At 59.6% G+C, this 23,566-nt stretch carries 22 protein-coding genes and 4 pseudogenes; 11 read left to right on the top strand and 15 right to left on the bottom strand.

Features of this window, described 5'->3' with window-relative positions:
* Positions 1–85 precede the first annotated feature (85 nt).
* The 5 genes from P0D89_RS35335 to P0D89_RS35315 all read left to right on the top strand — a co-directional run bounded on the left by P0D89_RS35335 (position 86) and on the right by P0D89_RS35315 (position 4,010).
* Positions 86–658 (top strand): carboxymuconolactone decarboxylase family protein, encoded by a 573-nt coding sequence (locus P0D89_RS35335; RefSeq protein ID WP_408362733.1) that lies wholly within the window; start codon positions 86–88, stop codon positions 656–658.
* Positions 659–844: 186 nt separating this feature from the next.
* Positions 845–1,648, top strand: coding sequence for a TauD/TfdA dioxygenase family protein (locus tag P0D89_RS35330; protein ID WP_408362735.1), 804 nt, complete (start codon positions 845–847; stop codon positions 1,646–1,648).
* A 148-nt stretch (positions 1,649–1,796) separates the two neighbouring features.
* Entirely contained in the window at positions 1,797–2,420 is a 624-nt protein-coding gene (locus P0D89_RS35325; protein ID WP_408362810.1) for an SDR family oxidoreductase, read from the top strand.
* A 10-nt stretch (positions 2,421–2,430) separates the two neighbouring features.
* On the top strand, positions 2,431–3,684 hold the full coding sequence (locus tag P0D89_RS35320) for a DUF3734 domain-containing protein (protein ID WP_408362737.1): 1,254 nt from the start codon (positions 2,431–2,433) through the stop codon (positions 3,682–3,684).
* Positions 3,685–3,707: 23 nt separating this feature from the next.
* Complete coding sequence (locus P0D89_RS35315) at positions 3,708–4,010, top strand: hypothetical protein (RefSeq protein ID WP_408362739.1); 303 nt, start codon at positions 3,708–3,710, stop codon at positions 4,008–4,010.
* Between the two features lie 98 nt (positions 4,011–4,108).
* Here P0D89_RS35315 and P0D89_RS35310 read toward each other — a convergent pair whose 3' ends face one another.
* Positions 4,109–4,702: a carboxymuconolactone decarboxylase family protein gene (locus P0D89_RS35310; RefSeq protein ID WP_408362741.1), complete on the bottom strand. Its 594-nt coding sequence runs from the start codon at positions 4,700–4,702 to the stop codon at positions 4,109–4,111.
* 336 nt (positions 4,703–5,038) lie between these two features.
* Entirely contained in the window at positions 5,039–5,248 is a 210-nt protein-coding gene (locus tag P0D89_RS35305) for a hypothetical protein (RefSeq protein ID WP_408362743.1), read from the bottom strand.
* A 202-nt stretch (positions 5,249–5,450) separates the two neighbouring features.
* Between P0D89_RS35305 and P0D89_RS35300 the strand changes: the two genes are divergently transcribed.
* Together P0D89_RS35300 and P0D89_RS35295 are read left to right on the top strand one after the other, a co-directional pair.
* Positions 5,451–6,566, top strand: a complete 1,116-nt coding sequence (locus tag P0D89_RS35300; protein WP_408362745.1) for an alkene reductase — start codon at positions 5,451–5,453, stop codon at positions 6,564–6,566.
* A 244-nt stretch (positions 6,567–6,810) separates the two neighbouring features.
* A complete protein-coding gene (locus P0D89_RS35295) occupies positions 6,811–7,725 on the top strand; it encodes a LysR substrate-binding domain-containing protein (RefSeq protein WP_408362748.1) in 915 nt (304 codons plus the stop codon).
* 64 nt (positions 7,726–7,789) lie between these two features.
* Here the strand turns inward: P0D89_RS35295 and P0D89_RS35290 are convergent, their stop codons facing one another.
* The 3 genes from P0D89_RS35290 to P0D89_RS35280 form a co-directional block, all read right to left on the bottom strand.
* Positions 7,790–9,169, bottom strand: a complete 1,380-nt coding sequence (locus tag P0D89_RS35290; protein ID WP_408362750.1) for a cytochrome c biogenesis protein CcdA — start codon at positions 9,167–9,169, stop codon at positions 7,790–7,792.
* Positions 9,129–9,974 carry an NHL repeat-containing protein gene (locus tag P0D89_RS35285; RefSeq protein WP_408362752.1) on the bottom strand — a complete coding sequence of 282 codons (846 nt, stop codon included), beginning with the start codon at positions 9,972–9,974 and terminating at the stop codon, positions 9,129–9,131. Before P0D89_RS35285 ends, P0D89_RS35290 begins: the two co-directional genes overlap by 41 nt.
* A gap of 625 nt (positions 9,975–10,599) precedes the next feature.
* A complete protein-coding gene (locus P0D89_RS35280) occupies positions 10,600–11,517 on the bottom strand; it encodes a LysR family transcriptional regulator (protein WP_408362812.1) in 918 nt (305 codons plus the stop codon).
* Between the two features lie 120 nt (positions 11,518–11,637).
* Here P0D89_RS35280 and P0D89_RS35275 point away from each other — a divergent pair, with 120 nt between their 5' ends.
* Both P0D89_RS35275 and P0D89_RS35270 read left to right on the top strand, forming a co-directional pair.
* Positions 11,638–11,976, top strand: a complete 339-nt coding sequence (locus P0D89_RS35275; RefSeq protein WP_408362822.1) for a hypothetical protein — start codon at positions 11,638–11,640, stop codon at positions 11,974–11,976.
* Complete coding sequence (locus tag P0D89_RS35270) at positions 11,922–12,038, top strand: DUF417 family protein (protein WP_408377928.1); 117 nt, start codon at positions 11,922–11,924, stop codon at positions 12,036–12,038. The genes P0D89_RS35275 and P0D89_RS35270 overlap by 55 nt, the downstream gene beginning before the upstream one ends.
* A gap of 79 nt (positions 12,039–12,117) precedes the next feature.
* On the opposite strand, the pseudogene P0D89_RS35265 reads toward P0D89_RS35270, so the two are convergent.
* The 3 genes and pseudogenes from P0D89_RS35265 to P0D89_RS35255 form a co-directional block, all read right to left on the bottom strand.
* A pseudogene (locus P0D89_RS35265) lies at positions 12,118–13,852 on the bottom strand (FAD-dependent oxidoreductase).
* A gap of 194 nt (positions 13,853–14,046) precedes the next feature.
* A pseudogene (locus tag P0D89_RS35260) lies at positions 14,047–15,021 on the bottom strand (D-2-hydroxyacid dehydrogenase family protein).
* Between the two features lie 591 nt (positions 15,022–15,612).
* Complete coding sequence (locus P0D89_RS35255; protein WP_408362754.1) at positions 15,613–16,251, bottom strand: glutathione S-transferase family protein; 639 nt, start codon at positions 16,249–16,251, stop codon at positions 15,613–15,615.
* Between the two features lie 257 nt (positions 16,252–16,508).
* Here P0D89_RS35255 and P0D89_RS35250 point away from each other — a divergent pair, with 257 nt between their 5' ends.
* Together P0D89_RS35250 and P0D89_RS35245 are read left to right on the top strand one after the other, a co-directional pair.
* Positions 16,509–17,051, top strand: coding sequence for a 2,4'-dihydroxyacetophenone dioxygenase family protein (locus tag P0D89_RS35250; protein ID WP_408362756.1), 543 nt, complete (start codon positions 16,509–16,511; stop codon positions 17,049–17,051).
* A gap of 127 nt (positions 17,052–17,178) precedes the next feature.
* Complete coding sequence (locus tag P0D89_RS35245) at positions 17,179–17,994, top strand: alpha/beta fold hydrolase (RefSeq protein WP_408362758.1); 816 nt, start codon at positions 17,179–17,181, stop codon at positions 17,992–17,994.
* 314 nt (positions 17,995–18,308) lie between these two features.
* On the opposite strand, the pseudogene P0D89_RS35240 reads toward P0D89_RS35245, so the two are convergent.
* The 7 genes and pseudogenes from P0D89_RS35240 to P0D89_RS35210 all read right to left on the bottom strand — a co-directional run.
* A pseudogene (locus tag P0D89_RS35240) lies at positions 18,309–18,803 on the bottom strand (substrate binding domain-containing protein); the annotation flags it as partial.
* Between the two features lie 77 nt (positions 18,804–18,880).
* Complete coding sequence (locus P0D89_RS35235; RefSeq protein WP_408362760.1) at positions 18,881–18,997, bottom strand: helix-turn-helix domain-containing protein; 117 nt, start codon at positions 18,995–18,997, stop codon at positions 18,881–18,883.
* Between the two features lie 481 nt (positions 18,998–19,478).
* Positions 19,479–20,375, bottom strand: a pseudogene (locus P0D89_RS35230) (LysR family transcriptional regulator); the annotation flags it as partial.
* Between the two features lie 40 nt (positions 20,376–20,415).
* Positions 20,416–21,132 (bottom strand): SDR family oxidoreductase, encoded by a 717-nt coding sequence (locus P0D89_RS35225; RefSeq protein WP_408362764.1) that lies wholly within the window; start codon positions 21,130–21,132, stop codon positions 20,416–20,418.
* Positions 21,133–21,193: 61 nt separating this feature from the next.
* Positions 21,194–21,862 carry a peroxiredoxin-like family protein gene (locus P0D89_RS35220; protein WP_408362766.1) on the bottom strand — a complete coding sequence of 223 codons (669 nt, stop codon included), beginning with the start codon at positions 21,860–21,862 and terminating at the stop codon, positions 21,194–21,196.
* Between the two features lie 17 nt (positions 21,863–21,879).
* Positions 21,880–22,686, bottom strand: coding sequence for a gamma-glutamylcyclotransferase (locus P0D89_RS35215; RefSeq protein ID WP_408362768.1), 807 nt, complete (start codon positions 22,684–22,686; stop codon positions 21,880–21,882).
* Between the two features lie 277 nt (positions 22,687–22,963).
* Positions 22,964–23,368, bottom strand: a complete 405-nt coding sequence (locus P0D89_RS35210) for a GlcG/HbpS family heme-binding protein (RefSeq protein ID WP_408362770.1) — start codon at positions 23,366–23,368, stop codon at positions 22,964–22,966.
* Between the last annotated feature and the right edge of the window lie 198 nt (positions 23,369–23,566).

The following is a 23,566-nucleotide window of genomic DNA, read 5'->3' as shown; positions in this document are numbered from 1 at the left end:
ACGTTATGCCGCGGGGCGGTCTTCTGCAGCGTTGGAGCCTCGCATACCATCTGCTCATCATCAATTTCACCCACTGGAGCAGACGATGAGCACCTTCAACTCGTACACCATCGAAACAGCCCCGGCCGCCTCAAAAGCGGGCCTGGAAGACGCAAAAAAGACCTTCGGCTTCGTGCCGAACCTGCAGTCCCACATGGCGGAGTCTCCGGAGCTGCTTGCGGGCTACTCGGCATTGTGGGATCTCTTTTCGAAAAGCACGCTGACCCCGCACGAACAGCAGGTCGTCTATCTGACCTCGAACTTCGAGAACGACTGCCATTACTGCATGGCCGGTCATTCTGCTCTGGCGAAGATGATCAAGATGGACGCCGGCGTCATCGCGGCGCTGCGCGAAGGCAAGCCTTTGCCGGACGCGAAGCTTGAAGCGCTGCACCGTTTCGCGACGATCGTCGTTCGCGAACGCGGGTTCGCGTCGGACGCCGATGTCGACGCGTTCCTCGCCGCCGGATATACGCGGCAAAATGTGCTCGAAGTTATCCTCGGCGTGGCAACGAAGGTCATGAGCAACTACACGAATCACATCGTTCATACCAAATACGATCCGTTCATGAAGGGCAACGAATGGACGAAGCCGGTCGACGCGGGCGCGACGGCCTGATCCGCGTGAACGAAAACGGGGAATGGTCGGTGTCGACGTTCCCCGCACCACGTGAGCCGGGAGCGTCTCTCCCGGGCGAACCGCTCTTGCGAATGTGCGTCGCTCCTTTGACTGGACGCGCCGAGGCACTCAAGGCGGACTTCGAGCGGGAGAGATCTGTCACGGCTGCCACAATCGGAGGAAACGATGAAGATCAGCGCGATGAATGCGAGCTTTGGCGCGCGGGTTGAAGAGGTCGATCTGGTCTCGTTGACGCAAAGGGATACGAATCTCTTGCACGCGGCACTTCTCGAGCATGGCTTGCTGGCCATACGGAATCAGAAGCTCTCGCCCGCTGATCAGGTCAGGATGTCTGAGGTCTTTGGAGCCCTTGAGACGTTTCCCCCCGGCGAAGGTCAGTTGGCTGATTTCCCTCAAATTTTCCGGGTGGCTAGCCGTCCCTCCAATGGCCACACAAACGTTGGCCGCTACTGGCATTCCGACGGCTCGTTCCGCGCAGAGGCTACGCCTATTTCGATCTGGTATCTGGTTGCACGACCGGCCGATGGCGGCGAGACGCAATTCACCGATCTGCGGGAAGCGCACAGGACCCTTCCAGACGACCGGAAGGCCTCACTCGATGGCCTCATCACTTTCCATAGAAACGGAGTAGAACACCCGCTCGTCATCCACCATCCCGCCACCCGCGACCCGTCGTTGTACTTCAATGTCGGCCTTACTCGCGGCATCGTTGGCTATACGGACGAAGAGTTCATGGCATTGAGGCACGATCTGGACGGTCACCTTTCTCGCGCAGGTGCTTCTTATTTGCATCACTGGCTCGAAGGCGATGTCGTCATCGCCGACAACTTCAGGGTTGCCCATCGTGCTACGCCGATCTCCATGGATCAGCATCGTATTCTCGATCGAACGACGATACGGGCAGACGGTGTGTACTGGAGAGAAGACTACTTGCTTGCCGACGCGCTTTCGGGGCAAACACGTGGCTGATCTCGCAGCGAAAATCACGCGTTGATCTCCTTCAAAAATATCGCGTTATCGCCCACGGTGTATGTGGAAATCGTTGGGTCATATAGCGCGGGATTTGATTCTGCTGTGTTTAAGGCGCGGTGTGCGCTGGCAGTCAATGAGGAATTTCATGAATCTAGCTTCGATCCGCAAAGCCGCCTTTGGGATGCGTGTTTACAATCCCGCCAATCGGCCGCCGTACCGCTTTCTTAATCGGGAATATTTGATCATCTCCTATCAAACGGATTTCGATGCGTTGCATGCCGTGGTACCGGAGCCGTTGCATCCGGAAAACGATATCGTGCATGACGAATTCATTCGCATTCCGGACTCGTCGGGCTTCGGTGACTACACAGAAAGCGGTCAGATCATCTCGGTGCGTGAACGGCAAGGGTGCCCCGGCAACTACACGGATTCGAAGCTGAAGGCCGTCTATGTAACCGCCAAGCATGGTTTGCTCGGACTGGCACGGGTGGTCGCGAAGGAAGGTCGGCCGCGCGGCGTGCGGGCGAATGTGGTGTGCCCGGGCTTTGTGGGCACACCGCTTGTCGACAAACAGATTCCCGAGCAGGCCAAGGCGTTCGGTATGTCCGAAGCCGAAGTCGTCAGGAACGTGTTGCTCAAGGAAACCGTCGATAGTGAATTCACCACGGCCGCGGACGTCGCCAATACGGTTGCGTTCCTTGCTGGCTTCGAATCGTCTGCACTGACCGGCCAATCGGTGATCGTCAGCCACGGCTGGACAATGCAATAAGGGGGCGCGCATGCGCAGCAGCACAAACAAAACCAATCGGCAGCCGGATGCGTTCGTGCTGCCGCGCTACGACGAAATTGCCCTGGTGCTTCAGGGCGGCGGCGCGCTCGGGTCGTACCAGGCCGGCGTCTACCAAGGCCTGGCCGAGGCCGGTGTGCAAGCGAACTGGATCACCGGCATCTCGGTCGGCGCGCTTAACGCCGCCATCATCGCAGGCAACGCGCCGGAAAACCGGGTGGAAGCTTTACGCGGTTTCTGGAATTCGATCTGCCATCCGCTCGACTGGGTAGGTGGCCTGGGTGCATGGATGCCGCCCGTGTTCGGAATACACGACCTGTCGCGCAAGTGGGTAAGTATGTGGGCAGCCGGGCGCGCGGTGACAGAAGGGCAGCCGGGTTTTTTCTCGCCGCGCGTGCCGTTGCCGATGGCGGGTTTCGGCAAGCAAAGCCCTAACGTGGTCAGCTACTACGACACGGCCGCGCTGAAGGAAACGCTGTTGAAGTTTGCCGATTTCGATCGAATCAACGATGGCGAGATCCGCGTTTCGGTGGGCGCGGTGAATGTGCGGACCGGCAACCTGGTGTACTTCGACAACACGAAAATGCGTCTGGAACCGGAGCATTTCATGGCGTCGGGGGCGTTGCCGCCAGGTTTCCCGGCGGTCGAGATCGACGGCGAGTACTACTGGGACGGCGGCCTCGTGTCGAACACACCGGTGACCGAGGTGCTTCGCGATTCGGACCACAAGGATGTGCTGGTTTTTCAGGTCGATCTGTGGAGCGCGCGAGGCAATGCGCCGGGGGACTTCCTCGACGTGTCCGAGCGTGCCAAAGACATCCAGTACTCGAGCCGTACGCGGGCGATTGCCAGCCTGCTGGCGGATCGTCAGAAACACGCGCGCTTTGTCAAAGAACTGCTGACGCGCGTGCCGCCCGACGTCCGCCGTGCGGATCCGCTATTCCGTCTGGCTGAAGAAGCCGCTGACGGCAGCGCGATCAATGTGGTGCACCTCATCTACAAGAACAAAACTTACGAGGGACATTACAAGGACTATGAGTTCAGCATCGACACGATGGAGGCGCACTGGGCAAGCGGTCTGGACGACATCCGCGACTCGTTCGCTCACCGTGAATGGTTCGATGTGCCGAGCCGCCAACAGGGCTTCGTGACACACGACGTGCATCGTCCGGCTGGCCCGGTACCGCAATCCGACCGCGGCATGCTTGAACTGCCTGCAGCCCTGGAGAGGAAAGCCGCGGCCTGAGCGGGTGCATGGCGGGTAGATGAATGTTGCGTGGTATCGGTCGGCTATCGTTATCTCGCGAGACCTGCGTTGGCAACACAGCACGCTTTTTCGAGCGTTGGGTGCCGCGCCTGCTGTTGGTTTCGAAATTTGTTCCGGGCGTTTTTACCGTCGCGCTGCCGATGGCAGGCGCGAGCGGTGTCACGCTGGGGACGCTTCTGGTACTGATCTTTGTCGGGCGCTGTTGTGGGGGAGTGGAGTATTGCTGGATGCGTTCGGTACGCCTGCCGTTAATGAAATCCTCGCCATACTGGACCTGTACGGGCGTGGTGCCGTCGCAAAGTTGATTACTGGATTAGGTGGGTCAATTCTGCGTGAACATCAACAGGAGATCCCCACCGATACATCACGCAAGTTGCTCAAAACGCCCCGAATTCCCATCGTTCTACTTGTTCACGCTAGCAGGAATGGCGTTCGCGTCAATGACAGACGGCTTGCTCCATTCGTGTCCCTGCATGAAATCATCATATTCCGTGCGGACAATATGGTTTGTGTAATTGCCCAGGATCTTCGCCGCAACGCCGAGCAACACCTCCAGCACGTTTCGACGAGAGTAACCCGCCGCCAGAAAGGCGTTGATGTCCGCTTCAGCAACGAAACCACGTTCCCGTACCAGGTGAGTCGTGAAGCGGCGCAACGCTTCAAGCTTCGGATCCGCGAGTGGCTTGCCTTCACGTAGGGCAACGACGAGCGTCTGATCAATGCCGACCTGCAGCGCGCGAGCGCTGTGTCCAGCCATCGAGTAGTGGCAACTGTTCTCGAAGTTTGTAGTCATCGATACAACTTGCTGTTCCACTGCGCTCAACGTGCTTTTGGAGAAAAGCTCGAGAAGTGTGAAATAGCCGGACAGTGTTTCCGGCGACTCGGCCAAATGCGCCTGGAGATTCGGCACGACGCCAAAAATACGTTCTGCCTGTTGGAGGCTCGGTTGAGACGCGGCAGGGGCGGTTGCGACTGTATTTGCGAGAAACTTGGCCATCGACTGCCTCGGATGAAAAATAATAACCGCACCAGTTTCGCTGATGCGGCACCCTCGCAGTAGGCGGCGCCGGAACATAACAGCTATTCCCAACTGGCATAGAGCGTCACTGCTCGGCTCGGTTCGAAAGTCCTGCGTCGTCAGAGAAAGCGGCTCACGGATATTGCGCATGGGTCGGCTCACCGGGGTGCGTTGGGTGGCCTACCGTTCTTGTGGAGATCCACCCATGCCACCCCAGACGAGGGCGCGGGAAAAACCCCGAAGAACGCTTAAACCATTCTTAAAGCTATGCTGAACAAGCCGCTGAATTGGCGGCGTGTCCGGGATTGAAAGTGGTTAAGCCGTGAATTCGGGCGTGCCTTGGATCGTTTTTGCCCTTGCCGGGCTTGTATGCGGGCGTTTTGCCCGCCTTTCGCCCGTTACGGGCACGCCTGTGCCGTCAATCACGCACGCGACGACGTGCAGATCGGACAGGCGCAGTCGGTTATCAACGTGGCGCCGAATAGCGCTGCGGCCGCCTGCTGGCGCACGCAGCGAGGTGACCATGAAACGGTATCCGGCAACACAGCCCGACAGAACGCCATCTGGAGCCGCGCCACCACCGTGTTCGCCGCCTCTCGGGCGCTCTGCGGACACGCTGGATTCCCCATTCCGTTGCGGAATTATAGCTATCGCTCAGTAGCCTCTACTGCCTGGTGGCGTTTGCAGCCAACATGTCGTCACCCAATACTCTTTTGAGGATGACATCATGAGCAAGCTGTTCAGCCATACGAAAGTCGGACATTTCAATCTGCAACACCGTGTCGTGCTCGCGCCGCTCACGAGAATGCGAACTGAGCCGGGCAACGTCCCGGGTGATCTCATGGTCGATTACTACACGCAACGTGCGACGGACGGCGGGCTGCTCATTTCCGACGCAACGGCCGTAGCCCAACTCGGCATTGCGTACGTCGAGGCACCCGGAATTTATACTGAGGAACACGTTAAGGGCTGGAAGCGGGTAATCGACGCCGTCCATGCCAAGGGCGCCCGCATATTCCTGCAAATGTGGCATGCAGGACGTCAGGCGCATCCGGCCAATACCGGCGACGCCACGCCCGTTGCGCCGTCCGCATTGCGTTCGCTCGAGCACGCCGCCATTCGCGACGAGAGCGGCCAGATCACCGAGGCGGAACTGCCAGTTCCCCGCGCGCTCGAAACGAATGAGATTCCGGGCATTGTCGAGCAATTCCGTCGCAGTGCCGTGCTTGCGAAGCAGGCCGGATTTGACGGCGTTGAGCTTCACGCCGCGAACGGTTACCTGTTTGAACAATTTCTGCTCGATGGAACGAACCACCGGGACGACGTGTACGGAGGTCCGATCGAAAATCGCGCCCGCTTCCTCTTCGATACGCTCGACGCGGTCATTTCCGTCTGGGGTCCGGGCCGCGTGGCCGTCCGTCTTTCGCCGAGCGGTACGTACGGCACGATGTCCGATAGCGACCCGCATGCGACGTTCGGTTACGTCGCAGAACGGCTGAATCAGTATGATCTCGCCTACCTGCATGTGATTGAGCCTCGCATTCGGGGCATCGTGGAGAAGGAGACGAGCGATTCCGACGTTTCCTCGAAGGACATTCGCCGGATCTACAAAGGCACGATCATCGCCGCAGGTGGCTTCACGCGTGAGAATGCCGAGCAGATTATTGTCGACGGCCACGCGGATCTTGTTGCCTTCGGCCGGATGTTCATCTCCAATCCCGATCTGCCGGAACGGCTGCGTAGCGGTGCGCCGCTCAATCGATATGATCGCGCAACGTTTTACGGTGGTGACGCCCGCGGTTATACAGACTACAAGTCGCTGTCTGAAGATGTCGCGGCCTGATTGAATTCATAGGGACGTGAGTAGGGCGGCGGGGTCTTTGTTGACTCCGTCGCCCTTTGAATGCATCGGGGAAACCCAGGCCGGCGCGCTGCGAGTGGTTATGCGTCGTTGCAGTAACTGTTATGAGAAGTGCCGTCTATTCAACGCTACAGTGAGCGTCCGTCATCGATGTCACAAAGCCGAGGGGAGCTCGACTGAATGCGGACGCTCATAGTGATGCGAGCCAAGTGCTTGAGGACTACGGATGAACCCGCGCCGCCTGACACCATCCATGTCGTTGCTAACCGCGTTCGACGCGACAGCTCGGCACTTGAGTTTTACCCGCGCAGCGGCCGAGCTGGCGTTGACTCAGAGCGCCGTGAGCCGCCAGGTTCAAGCGCTGGAGGGATTGCTAGGGGTCGCATTGTTTCGGCGTATCAATCGCAAACTACTGCCCACAGCGATCGGCTCTGCCTACCATCGGGAGATCAGTGCTGCGTTGCAGAGGGTGAGGAGTGCGTCGCTTCACGCGATTGCTTCGGCAACAGGGCGCGGCACCATCGATCTCGCAGCACTTCCCACGTTCGCCAGCAAATGGCTGGTTCCCCGTCTAAGTGATTTCTACGCCAAACACAGCGGTATCCTGATCAATCTTCATTCGAGAATCGGCCGGTTCGATTTGACGGAAGAAGGTATGGACGCCGCGATCGGCGTTGGCGATGGCGCATGGCCTGGTCTGGCTTCGTATCGTCTGCGCGACGAAACGCTCCTGCCGATCATCAGCCCGGCGCTCGCGGTTGCCACACCAGTGAATGAGCCGGCGGATATATCGCGGCATCTGCTCTTGCGCGTCGCCGCGCGACCGGATGTTTGGGGGCGATGGTTCGAAGCCCAGGGGCTCGGTTCTGAGACGATGAACCTCGGGCCACAATTTGAATTGACTTCTCACCTTATTGAGGCGGTATCGTCCGGTATCGGCGTCGGCCTGGTTCCCAGCTTCCTCGTCCAGGACGAGCTTCGTAGCGGTGCGGTGCAGATCGCCGTTGAGCGCCCCCTTAAGACAGGGCTGAGCTATTTTCTGATCCTTCCGTCACAATCCGCGCCCTTGCCACAATTGCTCACATTCAAAAACTGGATTTTGTCGATGGCCATGGATGGCGAGACACCGATTAAGGACTGACGGACTTATCTCCTCTCATGCTGTCGAGGTTCAAGCTCTCGTCCAGCGGAAAATCGGTACCCGTCTAAGTATTTTCACGCGGGCGAATTGCGGAATGGTCGGGGAGGGCCGGGGCCGGTGTCGAAGCGTTCGCGAGACGACTGTTGATCGAACTGGCTGACACTCGCGCCTCGGTTGCGAGATGTTGCAACAGATGCTGAGTATCCACCGGACTGGTGACGGGACCGGCAAGCAATATCGTTGTCCAGACCGCCACTGCGGCGGCAATGCCTCGGCCCGGTTTGCGCCAGATTGTTCCGGGTACGCCACGGGAGGAGAACAAACCTAGCTCGGAGATGACGACGAGTAGCCACAACGAGCCCGTGACGAGCCGTAGCGCGCTGTCCAGTGAGGGCCAAACAATCAGAAGGGCCGTGGCAAGCAACTCAATTGCGAAAAAGACCTTTACGCCGTCTTTCCACGCACACGTTCGCCGCAGGAGTGGCCCGATACCGCTTCCGATCGCGAGGAGAGGCAACCCCAGCCCAACGCTCATCGCCAACAGTGCCAGCACCACCGCGATCCCGCAGTCTGCGGGGGCTCGGAACGCGAGGTCGGATATGAGACGAGTCGTTGTGTCGGCACCAACTGCGAGCGCCGACAGCGCGCCGATTCCAGCGACAAGCAGATACTCGCCTGCCCTTCGTACCTGAGGGGGAGCGCTCGCCAGGGTGCGTTGCCATCGCGCAGGAAGGAGCACGAGGTCAGCCGCCAATAGCCGGATCGCGAACGCTACGAGCATCGCGACAAAAAGAATGGGCCACGGCGGATGCCCGAGAAGTCCCGAAGTAAGTTGATCGGACACCGCGGCGAGACCCAGGCTTATATTGGCAACCGCCGTACCCGCGACATAGCACAGCGCGAGCGCTAAAGCGCGGCGGCCTGTCGTGGGGGCGCTGTTATTGACGACGACAGCCGACAGGATCAAAGCCACGGGGAGCGAAGCGGGCAGCACGCCCAGCATCAGACCGGCGACGAAGTATAAGCCGAGGACCTTCAGGAAGGCGGGGCTTGCGGTGTGCGATCGTGCCTGCTCGAATGGAGCAACGCGTGCCGACACGGGCGTGCGAAGGTCGGTATCGGCTGCTGGCGATTGCCTATGGTCGGTGAGAAGCATCGCATGATCGGCTGTTACCCTGATCGGGCGATCGTCCAGGGTGGCCCGTTGGGTGGCGGATGACCCGATCAGCCTGACAGCGGCGCGAGTTCCGTTCGTTGCGTGTGCGCTGCCAGCGACAAGGAAGGCGACCAGGCAGACGGCGAGCGCGACAGACCGTGCACAGGTGGCGCGCAATCGGGTGAAAAGTTCAGACATCGTTGCACCGATCAGAAGTTCGAGCCGTTCGTGGCAAGGATTGGCGAATTTAATCTGTGCGTAGTGGAAAGAAGACGACGGCCTGGCCATTGAGCCGTGGCATCTCCACCACGGAACCAAGGAAGCGTCCATCGGCAAAGTCGAATGCCATGACGTTGTCGCGTGCAACGCAATACAGATGTCCGTCGGGACCGAACCGCAAGCCTCGGGGTTGATGGAAGCCGACCCCGGATGGAGGGGCAAATACCCGCACCAGGCTCCCGGTCGAGCGGTCATATTCACGAATGCTCGTAACGGCGTCGGGCGAGCGAAATGGAAACTCGCTGGATACGATGATGTTTCCGTTGGGCGCGATCGCCAGATCTAATGGACTCACGGCATCGTCCGTGATGAATCGCGACGCTAGCGGCGTGCCCTCTGCGTCGAATACTGCAATGCTGTTTTCCCCTTCACCCTCTGGGCCGATGCCCGAGGCGAGGTAGAGGGTCCCGTCTTCGGCCGACGCGAAGCCGCGGGGAAACGGAACGATTCCCGCAGGCAGGACGTTTTGCGGCGCACCGGCAAGATCGGCGTCAACCGCGACGATTGTCCGTGCGCTGCGCATTCCGACCAGGTATCTGCCGTTGGGCGCAAGGTTGCCGCCTCCCGCATTGAGCCCCGGAATCTCTCCTGTGTCCCGTACTACATTTCCGGTAGCGTCCAGTGCGAGGATTCGATCGCTGCCGCTATTCACATAGAGAAGCCGTCGATCCGCGCTCACGCTGAGGCCGCGGGGGTCCGTGATGCGAGGATCCGTGCTGAACGTACCTCGTGGTGTTCCGTCGAGGGAAAAAGAAAGAAGCGAACCATATCCGTCGCCGTTGGCGCCGGATGCACTGGTGACGAGAATTTGCATGTTGGCGTTCTGCGGAGATAGTCTGTTGCGGTTCCAAGCAGTCTATCTACGTCGGGAGCGCGGCGCCACGCGCCTCGCGGCATAGCAGTTATCCCCTGCGGGAATAGCGTTTGCAACCAGGTCCGGCCGATGCAGACCGCACGCTAGCTAGCAGCCCCGCTCAATGCGCAGCGTCCCGATGAGCGGGCGTGGCCGCGTGCCCGCACCTGTTCTTCATAATTGCATGGCGTCGACGTGCCAGGAAAGCGATACGAGCGGGTCGGACAGCTTCTCCAGGACGGTGATAGTTGAGATTGGCGTCCCGTCGGGGTGGCCTGGCCCGCGCGCACGCTGCGTGCAGGCACCGGGGGAAATGTCCGGCGTCTTCGTCAAATCGATGAAGGCAGAAGAGTATTCAACAAGTGTAGCGAGAGGATACGGCGGAGCGTAATGCCCGCTGAGAGAGGATGTCTGCGTCGCATGCCTTGGCTGAAGACAAGTCTTTGCGCGGTGGGAAAACCATTGTACGGTCGGTTACGGCCGGTCTTCCTTCGTAATTGCTCTATACAAACGTAGAGATGGCGAGGCTGACAAACCGTTTGGTTCGTCGCTGCCAACGCCGCGCCCGCGGTGAAATTGCGCACCCTTATGTGTGATCGCCTGTGTCTACGGGATCAGTGCGGAAGTCCAGGATATCTGCGAGGAAGTTGAGGAATGCGCGTGTTTTGGCATTGACCATGCGGCCGCTCGGGAACACGGCCCAAAGCTCGATGGGAGGCAGGCGCCAGTCGTCGAGCACCGAGCACACCTCGCCGCTTTTCAATTCTGGGGAAAACATCCATTCGGATACCACGGCTATACCGAGATCAGCGAGAACCGCGGCCCGGATTCCTTCAGCCGCGGTAGTGGCAAAGCGTCCGGATACGATGACGGCAACTTCCGAGCTCTCGCGTCGAAAAGTCCACGTGCCGCCGCCACCTCGCTGGTTATATACGATTGCCTGATGGGAAGACAGGTCCGCCGGGGAAGCGGGGATTCCGGCGCGTTTGAAGTAGGCCGGCGTGCCCACCACAAGACGTGGTACTTCACCGATCTTGCGCGCGGTCATGCTCGAGTCCTCGAGATGTCCCATGCGCAATGCGATGTCGATGCCTTCCTCGAGCAGATCGACATTGCGATCGTCGAGAACCATGTCGACGTTGAGATCCGGATGTGCTTCGAGAAACCGCCCGATGGCGGGCACGATGTGCAGCCGGGCAAACGTAACGGCGGCGCACACGCGCAGGCGTCCCGTGAGATTGGTGCCAGTGCCGCGGGCAGCGAGCTCCGCTTCTTCTGCCTCTTCGATCGCGCGTTTTGCCCGCCCGTAAAACGCCTGACCCGCCTCGGTTGGCATTAAACCGCGCGTCGAGCGCAGCAACAGGCGCACCGAGAGTCTTTCTTCGAGCAGTGCGATGGTCTTGGATACGGCTGGCTGCCCTACATTCAACAGTCGCGCAGCAGCCGAAAATGAACCCGACTCCACCACGCATACGAAGGTTTCCATCGCTGTCAACCGGTCCACTGCATCCTCCTGGCTGGGCGAATACGTGAAGCACCCGCGGTTCAACGTCAAATCAGGTGGGCGCGACACGCGCTCCAGGATATTCGGCGCCCGCCCACGATGATACGAAGGAGCATTTTATTGGATCCTGGAAAGACTGATCAAGGTCAAGCTCGACGCTTAAAGTGGTTACTCCTCACCGACCTGACCAAGCAGTATCACCATGAGCCGTTCAATGTTCCAGCTGTTGAGTCCGCAACTGGCGCGATTGCAGAAGTCTACGCCGAGGTCAAGAAGGTTGCCGGGGGCGTGCCGAACCTGTTTGTTGCGCTGGGGGCGAAAACCACGAAACTTGATTTCCACGTTGCAGAAAAGAACGGCGGCGCCTATTGGCATATTGCGTTGCTGAGGTGGACGATGGGTTCATCTTCATCTGGTTTGGCATCCAGAAGTTCAGCCGCTACGCGGCCGATTCGATAGCGCCATTGATTTCACACAGTCCGTTCATGAGCTGGCTGGGTGTGTTCGGCGTACCCGCATAGGCGAAGGTTTCGGGACTCAGGACGCGGGACATGATGATGAGGAGGCGAGCGAAGCACCCGTTGCGGCCGCCGTCGAAACTTACCGCTCAGCGCTGAGAAACCGGTGGATTTGTGCCACAACGGCCGCACCTTCGCCTACCGCTGCGGCGACCCGTTTGACCGAGCCGGCGCGTGCGTCACCGATCGCGAATACGCCATCGATGCTGGTTTGCAGCGGAAGGGATCGGATGACCCCGTCGCCGATATCGGTTCCAGTCAGGACAAACCCCTTGCGGTCTAGCGAAACGCCGCATGAACGGAGCCAGTCCGTATTGGGCTCCGCACCAGTAAACAGGAAAAGGTGCCCTGACTGAATCGTTGCTTCGGTATGCCGGATGCGACAGCGATAGCGAACCTGTTCGAGTCGCTCGCTGCCTTCGAGAGCGATAATTTCTACGCGTGGATGAAGTGTCACGTTTGGCAACGACGTGACGCGTTCGAACAGGTAGCGCGACATGCTCTGGTCGAGGTTGGCGGCGGATGAACAGATGGACATGCGCGGCGTGCGAGGCGAGAAATACCGCAGCCTGGCCGGCCGAATTGCCGCCGCCCACCAGCAGTACAGGCTCATTGCGGCACAGTCTCGCCTCGATTGGCGACGCCCAGTAATAGACCCCACGGCCTTCGAATCGATCGAGTCCTTCGAAAGGTGGCCGTCGGTACTCAGCTCCGCTGGCGATGACGACGGAGCGGGTCATGATGCTACGGTTGTCGGCGAGTTCGACGGAGAGGGGATGTCTGTTGCAATGCAGCGTTTTGACTTCACACGGAATTCCGATATGGGCCCCGAATTTCTGGGCCTGGTGGAAGGCGCGGCCGGCCAACGCCTGGCCGGAAATGCCGGTGGGAAAGCCCAGATAGTTTTCGATGCGCGAGCTGGTACCGGCCTGGCCACCGGGCGCCCGGCAATCCAGGGCGGCCACGGAAAGGCCTTCGGATGCTGCATATACGGCCGCTGCAAGCCCGGCGGGACCGGCGCCGACAATGACGAGATCATAGACATGCGCGGGGTTGAACTCAGGCAGCAACCCGAGGCACGAGGCCAGTTGCAGTTCATCGGGATTGCGCAACAACGCACCGTTGGGACATATCACCAGAGGAAAATCGTCGAGCTTCGGAGCGAGCCGTTCGATCAGCGCGACGGCTTCTGCATCCTGCTGGGCATCGAGTGCGACATGCGGATGGCCGTTTCGTCGCAGGAAATTGCGCAGCGACACGAGGCGGGGATTGTCACTTGCACCAACGAGGACGGGCCCGTCGCCGCGTTCGATGGCGGCCACGCGTCGGAGGATCAGGGCGCGCGTGAGCCGTTCACCGAGTTCGGCCTCGGCCACCATCAATGCCCGCAGACCTTCCGCAGGAAGCACGAGCGCTTCGACATCCTCGATTACACATGCGTCGACGAGAGCGGGCTTGCCGGACAACTGGCCGATGTCGGAACTGAATTCACCGCGCTGCATGTTCGCGCGCACCACGCGCTCGCGCCCCAGGCCATCGCGGCCGATGACGCGTACCGTCCCCGACAGGAACACGAACATGCCGGGACTCACGCTTCCTGCGCGGTACAGATAGTCGCCCGCGGAACAGTGACGTAGCGTTCCGAAGCGCCGCATTCTGTCGATTTCTGCATCCGTTAGCGTGGGATACAGTTGATAGTACCGAGGGTTTCCCCGTACGCTGGGATCCTCATTTCCCAAGTCACCCGAGAATTCGCTCGAATCGACAGCTTCATTGCGAGGTGATGCACCGCTGGTCAAATCGGAGTCGCTGTTCATGGTGGTCCTCGTCGCGGCGGGTCCCGGCCAACCAGAGGTAGTTATCTTACCCCCGGATTTTCTTCCAGGGGCTCGAAGCCAGGAAGCGCTGCCAGGCGCCGGACTCGGAAGGCCGGCATCGACCAGATGAACCCGCAAGTGGAGCAGCTTGAACGACGGGGACGATCGCCTGAAAAGCTTCCGACCTGGAACAACTAGATCTGCGCGGTTCGACCAGTTTCGTCCAGCCAGTGAACGATGTTTTTGACCGTGTCGCCGTAGAACGTTCGGTACAACTCCTTAGACACATAACCGATATGTGGCGTGGCGAGTACATTCGGAAGTTCGCGCAGCGGGTGTGGGTTTTCGAGCGGCTCGACGTCGTAAACGTCCAGGCCTGCACCGGCAATCCGGTTTGTCCTGAGTGCTTCGAGGAGCGCGGCGCCGTCGACTATCGTACCTCGGGAAGTGTTGATCAGCCGGCTCGTCGGCTTCATCTTCGCGAACTCGGCGGCGCCGACCAGACGATGAGTGCGAGGACTGAGGCGGACGTGAATCGACAGGAAATCGGACGTCGAAAACAACTCGTTCTTCGTGACGTACTGAACGCCGTGTTCCGCGGCGGCCGCTGGCGTGAGATTCTGGCTCCATGCGACAACCTTCATGCCGAATGCCCGGCCGATCAGGCCGACCGCGGATCCGAGTCACCCCAGGCCCAACAGGCCAAGTGTCTTACCCGCCAGCTCCTCGCCTGGTGCGAGCTGCCATCCGCCGTTACGCAGAGACTGATTTTCCTGCGGAATGTTTCGTGCCATCGACAGAATCAGCGCCCACGTAAACTCGATTGTCGGGGTGGACGAATAGCCCGTATGGAGAACGGCGATGCCCAAATCGGAGGCAGCGTCCCCGTCGATCGACGCATTCGCGGGGCCGGTTGAAACAATCAGCCTGAGGTTCGGTAGTTTCTCGAGGATCGCGCGCGGTAACGGCGTGCGCTCGCGCATCGCACATACGACGTCGAATGGCTTCAACCGATTGATTATGGCGTCGGTATCGGTGACGTGATCATTGAATACACTGATGCTTGCCCGTCCATCCAGCGGCGACCAGTCCGCGAGGCTAAGCGATACGTTTTGATAGTCGTCGAGTATGGCTACCTCGACGCGGGAATTCGTGTTCGTGTTGCTCACTCCTGTTTTGCCTGCAAGTCTGAAACGGGAAGGTGCAATCGGGCAGGATGCGGTCTGCTTTGCTTTTGCAGAAGCGCTCCTGTTCAGCTTGCTCCGATAGGTAGTTTGACAATGATGTCATTGTTGACGTGTGCGACAAAGATATGACAGCCTGGCGGGTCACTCATCAGGACGCCCTCGAAAAAATGAAACGACGTCCGCTAGAACCGACGGATGGAACGCAAGCTGTTGATCGGTGGCGTTGCCAGCCACTCCAATCCGATTGGCGTCGCCGTCAACGCGATGCACGCGTCTTCCGGCGCAGTGGGAAATGGAAACTCGGCGCAAGGGAGTATCCGACCGATACTACCCATGCTCGGGGCAATGGGTGTTCCTGTCACGCGATGAGGCGGTCATTCGCTCGTTCATGGCGTCCATCAGCAACGGCCTCTGACGGCCAGCGAGTTCGCGGAGATCTGCTGGCTGAAGAGCCAGGCATTTTGTTGTCGTCTCCCCGATCGCCCTCGCGGGCGATCCCGCGGCCGGACGGTAAAAAAGCGCGGGTTGATCCCGCGCGCCATACATCGAAACAGAACCGGGTACCGGGAACGGTTACGCCGCAGTCACCAGCGCGGTGATCCGTGCCACGGCCTTCTCCACGGCTGGGCGCGCCGCAACGGCGTCATACCATCTTCGTACGTTAGGGAACGCCTGCAATTCGATGCCCGCAAATTGCCGTCTCCACAACCAACCGAAGTGAGAGACGTCCGCGATTGTGAATTCATCTCCAGCCGCAAACTCCGAACGCGCCAGAACACCGTCAAACACCTTCATCACGCGTTGTGCTTCCGCGCTGAAGCGAGCGATGGCCGGCGGTACGGGCTCGGGCGCCTGCTTTAGAAAATAGCCTAACTGGCCAAAGGCTGGGCCAATTCCGGAGATTTGGAACGAAAGCTGCTCGAACACCCGGGCACGAGTGCTGCCCTTGGCCGGGAGCAGCTTTCCCGACTTCTCCGCAAGGTAGATCAGGATGGCGGTCGACTCGGTCAAGACGAAGCGATCTCCATCGGGACCGTCCGGGTCAACGAGTACCGGAACCTTGCCGTTTGCGTTGAGCGACAGAAAGCTCGCATCCTTCTGCTCGCCTTTGCGGACGTTGACGGGTTTCAGTTCGTAAGCGATACCCATCTCTTCCAGAGCAACCGGAACGCGGACGCTGTTGGGGGTAGAAAATGCATAGACTTCGATCATGATCGTTTCGCAAGGTAAGGGTAACTGATCGTCAGATCATGCCTGCAACGCGGGGATGGAGGTACCGTTCGCGGACGCATAACTGAAATTCCAGAGGGGAATGGTGCGTCGCGCCAGCGCCAAGCGCTGTATGCCCGGCGGGAATGAATGTTATGTCCTTGCAGCGTCTTCCGCTAGCGTGACGACGTGCGCATCATCCGCTTGTCACCAGCCTGACCATAGTGTCAGAGAACTGTATTTCTTTGGAGGTTTCGAGCATGACCAGCGCAACCGTAAGAACGCCCGATGAGCACGCGATTCCCTATCAGCTGCCGCAACCGGCAGACATGTCACGCGACCTCGTGCATCCGGGGATCCTCGACAAATGGCTGGAGGACGATAACCTGTGGGTGCCGATGACCAAAACTGTGTCTTTCAAACCACTGCTTCTCAGCGCAAGCCAAGGTTATTACGTCAATCTCCTCCGGGTTCGGCAATCCGGTGTGCTTTCGCGTCACCGCCACACTGGGCCTGTCCACGCGATCGTTCTAAGGGGGCGATGGTACTACCTGGAGCATGACTGGGTAGCGGAGCAGGGCGGCTATGCACACGAGCCGGCAGGCGAAACCCATACGCTCTACGTGCCTGAGGACGTCGAAGAGATGATCACGTGGTTCCACGTCACAGGTGGCTACACTTATGTCGATCCGCAAGGTGTAGCGGTGGGATATGAAGACGTGTTCACGAAGATCGAAGCAGCTCGTAGGCACTACGAAGAAATTGGCTTGGGCGCTGACTACGTCAAGCAGTTTATTCGCTAGGACAATTCATTGGCGTGCCGGCCCTCGGGGCTTCTGGGGGCACGGACGAGGACGTACCGAAAGCAGGTCGGCGCCCAGAAGCAGCGAGTCGCCTGGGCGCCGCCGACGACAACTGAGGAGAATCACCATGGAACGACGAACCGTCGACGTAGCTGGCGTGCCGGTTAGCTACCTTACTGCAGGGGACCAGACTGGGCCTGTTTTATTGCTACTGCATGGCACTTATTGGAGCCGGGTATGGCAGCCGGTGCTCGACGGTCTGGCTGACGCGGGTCTACGCCCGATCGCTGTGGATTTCCCAGGATTTGGCCGCTCCGGCGGCGAGCTGACTGTCGCAAATGCCTCGATCCCCGCCTTGGCCGGTTGGCTGCCACAATTTCTCGATGCACTGCGTATCGACGGGTCTGTGGGCCTCGCAGGGCACGACATCGGCGGGGGCGTCGCGCAGCAGGTCCTGGTGGACGGGAAGATTGCGGTCGGCAAATTCGCGCTCGTCAACGCAGTCATGTTCGACTCTTGGCCCGTGCCTGGCGTTGCCCGGTTCCGCGACCCGGCGGTCATGGCTGCAACGACCACGGACGATGTCCTCACCGCTCGTCGCAAGTCCGTGCTCACGGCATTGGCCCGCCAGGCAACGGAAAGCGAAGTGGAGGAGTATCTCGAGCCGTGGAGAGATCCGCGCGTAGCCCGGTCGTGGCTCGCCCTTGCTGGCGCGGCGGACAGTCGTTACACGATGGATCTGTTGCCGCGCCTTCGTGCGTCGCAGACGCCAAAACTGCTCGTGTGGGGCGAAGACGACAGCTTCCAGATCGTCGAGTTCGCTGAGAAGTTCGCCAGGGAGATCCCGAATACGCAACTTGTCCGGATTCCAAAAGCTGGACATATTCCAATGGAAAATGACGCGGCCGCAGTGACTCGTGCGCTGGCCGGGTTCTTCGCCTGATGCAGCGCGGCCGGCAAGGACGGAGATCGCTTGCCGGCTCTTTCGCTCTTTGGCTGATTCGGTTGGCAAACAGTGGTAGCCGCCAGGCACCCGGAAGCCGCTTTTGCGGCGTTGGCGGAGTCGGAGCCTCATGAAGTCAGTGCCTCCTGGATAGGCGCCGAAAAATAGCCACCACATGGCTGTGGCGCCGCTACCGAAGCATTCGCCTGTCCAAGCGTCTCCTGCACACAGGTGACGAAAGCACGCGTCTTTCTACTTGCCATCCGGCCCGCGGGAATGACCGCCCATAGCGCGCATGGGGAGACGCCAGTCCGTCAGTTGGTCCTGACCTGACCACTTTTCAGTTCGGGCAAAAACACCCACTCTGGCGCGACCGCTATACCCGTATCTGCAAGAACTGCTTCGCGTACCCCTTCGAGCGCACTCAGCGAGAGCCGGCCATTAAGGGAAACGGACGGCTCGGTATCGTTTCGTCGAAACGTCCAGACGCGTCCACCACCTAGCTGGCTATAGTTGATGAACTGATGGCAGCTCAATTCGCCTGGCGTAGCGGGGATGCCGACGTGCTCGAAATAGGCTGGGGAACCGACGACATATCGAGGTACTTCCCGGAGCTTGCGTGCCGACATATTTAAAGTGTCGTGCGTTCCGGTCCGCAAGCCGACGTCGACGCCATCCTCAAGCAGGTCGACATTGCGCTCATCCAGAAGAATATCAGGTGTAACGTCCGGGTAGCTGCCGAGGAACCCGTTGAGCGCGGGCATGAGGTGCAATCGCGTAAACGTAATGTCTGCGCTCACACGTACTCGCCCGGATAAGCGTGTGCTGCCCCTCGCGCCACGTGCTCAGCTTGCTCCACTTCCGCCATCACGCGCTTCGCCCGTTCTTAAAATGCCTCACCCACGTCGGTTGGAGTCAAGCCCCGCGTCGATCGAAGCAGTAGTCGGACTGCAAATCGCTCTTCCAATGTCGCGATGGCTTTCGATACAGCGCGCTGACCCACGCCGGGCGAACGTTCTTCAGGCCTCCACCATTATTGTTATGTCGGCAGTGACGGTGAGCGTCGAAGGAATCTCGGGCGAGTCGGTTCGGGTGGTGGTGCGGACACCGGAAGGCGAGCGCAAGATCGAAAGCAGCGAACTGCGGTGCTGTGATCGAAGGTGAGCGACCCGTCTTCGGCGAGTGCCGTCAGGGGCTGGACCACGAAGAACGGACTTGCCCCGGTCTTCTGGGAGACAAGTTCGGCGAGTGGCTCCGCGCTTTCGCTGCTACGGCGAAGCGCGACAGCGACCAATTGCACAAGATGTTCACGAGAAAGTGGAAGCAGGTTGACTTCTTGCACTGACGCGCCGTTGTTCCTGAGCGTGTTCGGGGTGAGTCGCAGCAAATGCTTCGCGTGGACCGGTGCGCGCACGACAATCTTGACCCAGCCCTCGATCGGCCGTCGAAATGCGAGGCGCAGGCGCAGCATCGTGGCGATAAAACAGCGGGCTTTGTTCGAAGCGTTCGGCAATCCACTCGACGAAGGTACGGACTTGCGGCGACAAGTGTCGATGGTGGGGATAGACTGCGGATATGGGCAGCGGCGCGGGGCGGGAATCCGGAAGAATCTCGACGAGATCTCCTTGTGCGAGACGCGAATGTACAAGAAACAGAGGGATCTGAATGATCCCGAGCCCCATGGTCGCACAACCAACGTACGCGTCGGCTTCATTGGTCGCGAGACTGGATCGCATCCTCACTTCGGTGCGCTTGCCCTCAACCACGAAATGCATACTGATGAAATTTCGGGTTCTGCTCGAAAGATAATTGATAGCAATATGCTTGTCGAGATCGCGAATAGTGGACGGCGTACCATGCTGGCGCAGGTAGCTTGGGCTGGCAACGGTGACCATTTCGAGCGAACCGAGCCGACGCGCGACGAGTGAAGAGTCGGGAAGTTCTCCGATTCGAACGACGCAATCGACACCTTCCCCAACGAGATCCACATCCTTGTCTCCAAAGCCGAGCATGAGCTCGATGCCTGGATATCGCGCCTGAAAGTCGGGGAGAGCGGGCACCACGATCGAACGGCCCAGCGAGCCAGACATGTCCACGCGCAACTTACCGGTGGGCGTGTTGCCGCTGGTGATCAGTGAATTCTCGGCGGCTTCGACGTCCGCGAGAATCCGGATGCAGCGTTCGTAATAGGCTGCGCCGTCGGGCGTCAGACTGATGCGTCGGGTTGTTCGGTTGAGCAACCGCACCTTGAGGTGGGACTCAAGTGCCTGAATCGCGGTCGAGACCGACGCATTCGGCAGGTCGAGCGCTTCCGCCGCTCTTGAGAAGCTATTCAGATCCACGACCTTCGTGAAAACCTGCATGACGTTTAGTCTGTCCATGACAATTTCCTTCGCCGCCCGGCCGAAGCGGCTTCCCCGTTCAAAACGGGGCTTTGCCGATAGATGCACCGCCGTCCACGTATAGAGTCTGACCGGTGATGAAACCCGCGTCCTCGGAGAGCAGGAATGAAATCGCTGCCGCAATTTCGTCGGACTTTCCAAAGCGTTTCATTGGCACAGCGGCGAGGTAGCGTCGCTCGCTCTCACTTCCCGGCGGGTTGTTGGCCCGGAACAGATCGGTTTCGGTCGGCCCCGGCGCCACTGCATTGACAGTGACGCCAGTATCAGCCAATTCCAGTGCCCATGATCGCGCGAAGCTCACGAGAGCGGCCTTTGCGGCTGCATACGCGGTACGCTGGGCGACACCGAGTACGGTCAAGCTGGAGATGTTTACGACACGTCCCCAGCGGCGTTCGCGCATACCAGGCAGCAGTGCCTGAACGGTCTGTACGGCCGGTTGCAAGTTGAGCGTAAGGACGTCGTTCAGGTCGTCGAGGCTGATGTTCCCGATGTTCTGCGGGCGCACGAGGCCGACATTGTTGACCACGCCGTCTATGGAATGGCGGCGCGTCAGATCCTGTAGTGCAGACTCTGTCGCTGCGCGGTTTGCAAGGTCGACCCGCACGAGCTCGCCGGGGAAGTCCACGTCCTCGCGCGCGAGACCGATGACGCGATGGCCGCTTCGAGCAAGACGTTCGGAGAGCGCTCGTCCAATACCCTTGGTTGCGCCGGTGATCAGGAAGGTGCGTGCAGTCATATGATGCTCTGGTTGGAAAGTAAAGACCGCGCCGCATGCTGCGGCGCGGACGAGGGCTGGATCAGACGCCGACGGCCCTCTTGATGACCGGCAGCATGTCCGACGGGTCGGGCCGATGCGTGTAGTCGGGATTGATTTCGGAGTACAGCACAACGCCGTCCTCGCCGATGACATAGCGTGCCGGCATCGGCAGCGTCCAGCTCGGATCGCCGTTGAACGACGGCAGATTGTTCTTGAGCATCTTGTACAAGTCGACCAGATAGTCGGGCAGATTGAAACGCAGGCCGAACGCGGCCGCGGTCTCGTTCCTGACGTCGCTCAGCACCGGGAAGCGCAGCTCGTTGCTGCGTACGGACTTGCGGCTGTTAACGGCGGTCTGTGGCGAGACGGCGACCACGTTGGCGCCGAGTGCCTGAATCTGGGGCAGGACTTCGTTCATCGCCTGCAGTTCGAGGTTGCAGTACGGACACCAGACGCCGCGGTAGAACGTGACGATAAGCGGTCCCCTGGCGAGGAGCTCGGCAGAGGACACCGCGTTGCCGTCCTGGTCCAGCAGGTGGAATTGCGGTGCGCGGTCGCCCGCCTTGACGGCGCGGGTGGCCTGGCCGCTGGCGATGAGTTCCGCGGTCGCGCGTTCCATGATCGGATGGATTTCGGGCGGTGCGTTGTACGGCGGCTTGCCTGCCTTGAAATCGGCCTTGAATACGTCGAGCTTGTCCTGGAGCGACATGATAAGTCTCCGGTTGGTTAATCGGGGATACCCGACCTGAGTAGGCGAACCGTCGGCTCGCATTGGGTAGGATCTTCCCGGAACTCGCGTCGCGCTGGTACGTAGCCAGGATGAATAACTCCCATTCTCTGCAAGCATGGATACAGGTCACCGCCGGCGTCCACACATTCGGCTTGACGCCGGACGACAGCGTCAACCAGGTTGTCAACATAGCTATCTGCAACGTTCCACGAGGCTAGCGATTCCTTGAGTTTGAACAGGTAATCGGCATTCGTTCCGAGGGGGCCGCAGGCGGACGCGATCAATGCCGCTACTGAAGCAACAGAGGCGTTGGGCTCATAGAGCTGGTGATTCCGATCGGCAACAAATGTCAATGCCGTGGGACGGGTGCCGTCCTCCATGGCTATCGGCGACCAGGTCGGTCGATACGCACCCGTCGGCATTTCGCGGATCCATAAAAGCGGCAATTCGTTTTCAAGTGCGCGCGCGGGTAACCGCAGCGCGACGCCTTCGGTTATTCCGCCTGGTTCCAATGACAGCATTCTGCCCGGCAATTGCGGGCTTGAGCGTCCAGCAATCGTTCTAAGGCAAAAACTCCGATGCCATCCTTCCAGAATTGCTTTATGTTGTATATCGAACTGACAGACAGGATTCCATATTAACGATCCGTAGCCGAAAATCCATAGGTCACCGGTGTCCGGACGGGCGCCCAGGGTGTCGCGCATTGATTGCTCGATCCGGGCGGGAGTCCAGCGTACGTGTTTTGGAATGGATTTGAAATGCTCGAGGTATTGGCCCGAGCTGATCATCGTTCGGTCTGTCACGGTGAACTCATTTAGATGGGACGACAAGGGTCAAAATCAGGTGTGGCGCGAAGCGTCAGCGGATCAACGGAGCGAACGAAACGCAAAAACGACCCAAACCCTCAAGACGATAGAACGAGCAGGGCCACGTGCCCGCTCGTTGTTACGCTAGTGCTCCGTGCGACGATTGGGTGATTGCCGCGATAGGCGCAAACCACATGGGAATGATCGACTAGTCAGTCGATTGTGTGTAGGGATGTGGCGCGCATAGTGGTTATTCCCACCAGGCATATTTTGGTTAGCGCAAGACGGTCGAGACACCTACGGACGCGATCTGCGCGCCTTGCTCGGGTTTAACCCCGGAAACGCCCACCGCGCCGACGCACTGGCCATCGAACATAATGGGTACTCCGCCTTCCAGAGTGGCGAGGAGCGGGGTACTCAGAAAAGCAAAACGCCCACCGTTGATCATGCCTTCAAACGCCTTGGACTCCCGGCCTCTGATCGCCGATGTGCGCGCCTTTTCAATCGCAATAGAAGCGCTTACGGGTGACGCGCCGTCCAGTCGAGAAAGCCCAAGCAGATGTCCTCCGTCGTCAACCACGGCGATCGTGATTACCCAGTTGTGTTTGAACGCCTCATTCCGCGCCGCGGCCAGGATCTCGTCAACTTCAGCGAGAGTAAGAATGTGTTTGGTTCTCATGGCGCTACTCCAAAGTAAAATTGGAATTTGCTAGAATGCATGCCGGATCCCGGCACCGAAGCTGTTCGCGGTTCCAGCCGTACTTAGCTTGTCGTAAAGGTAGCTTGCGTATACGTCCGTTTGTTTGGACAGGGCGTAGTCAAGTGTCATGCCGGCGGTATTGCGGTAGTGATCAGGCGTGCCACCCCCTTTTGGCCT

The sequence above is a fragment of the Paraburkholderia sp. RL18-085-BIA-A genome (genome assembly GCF_046027075.1).
Classification (GTDB): Bacteria; Pseudomonadota; Gammaproteobacteria; order Burkholderiales; family Burkholderiaceae; genus Paraburkholderia.
Note: the sequence above shows the minus strand (reverse complement) of the source record. Positions and strands in the feature narration are given on the sequence as shown.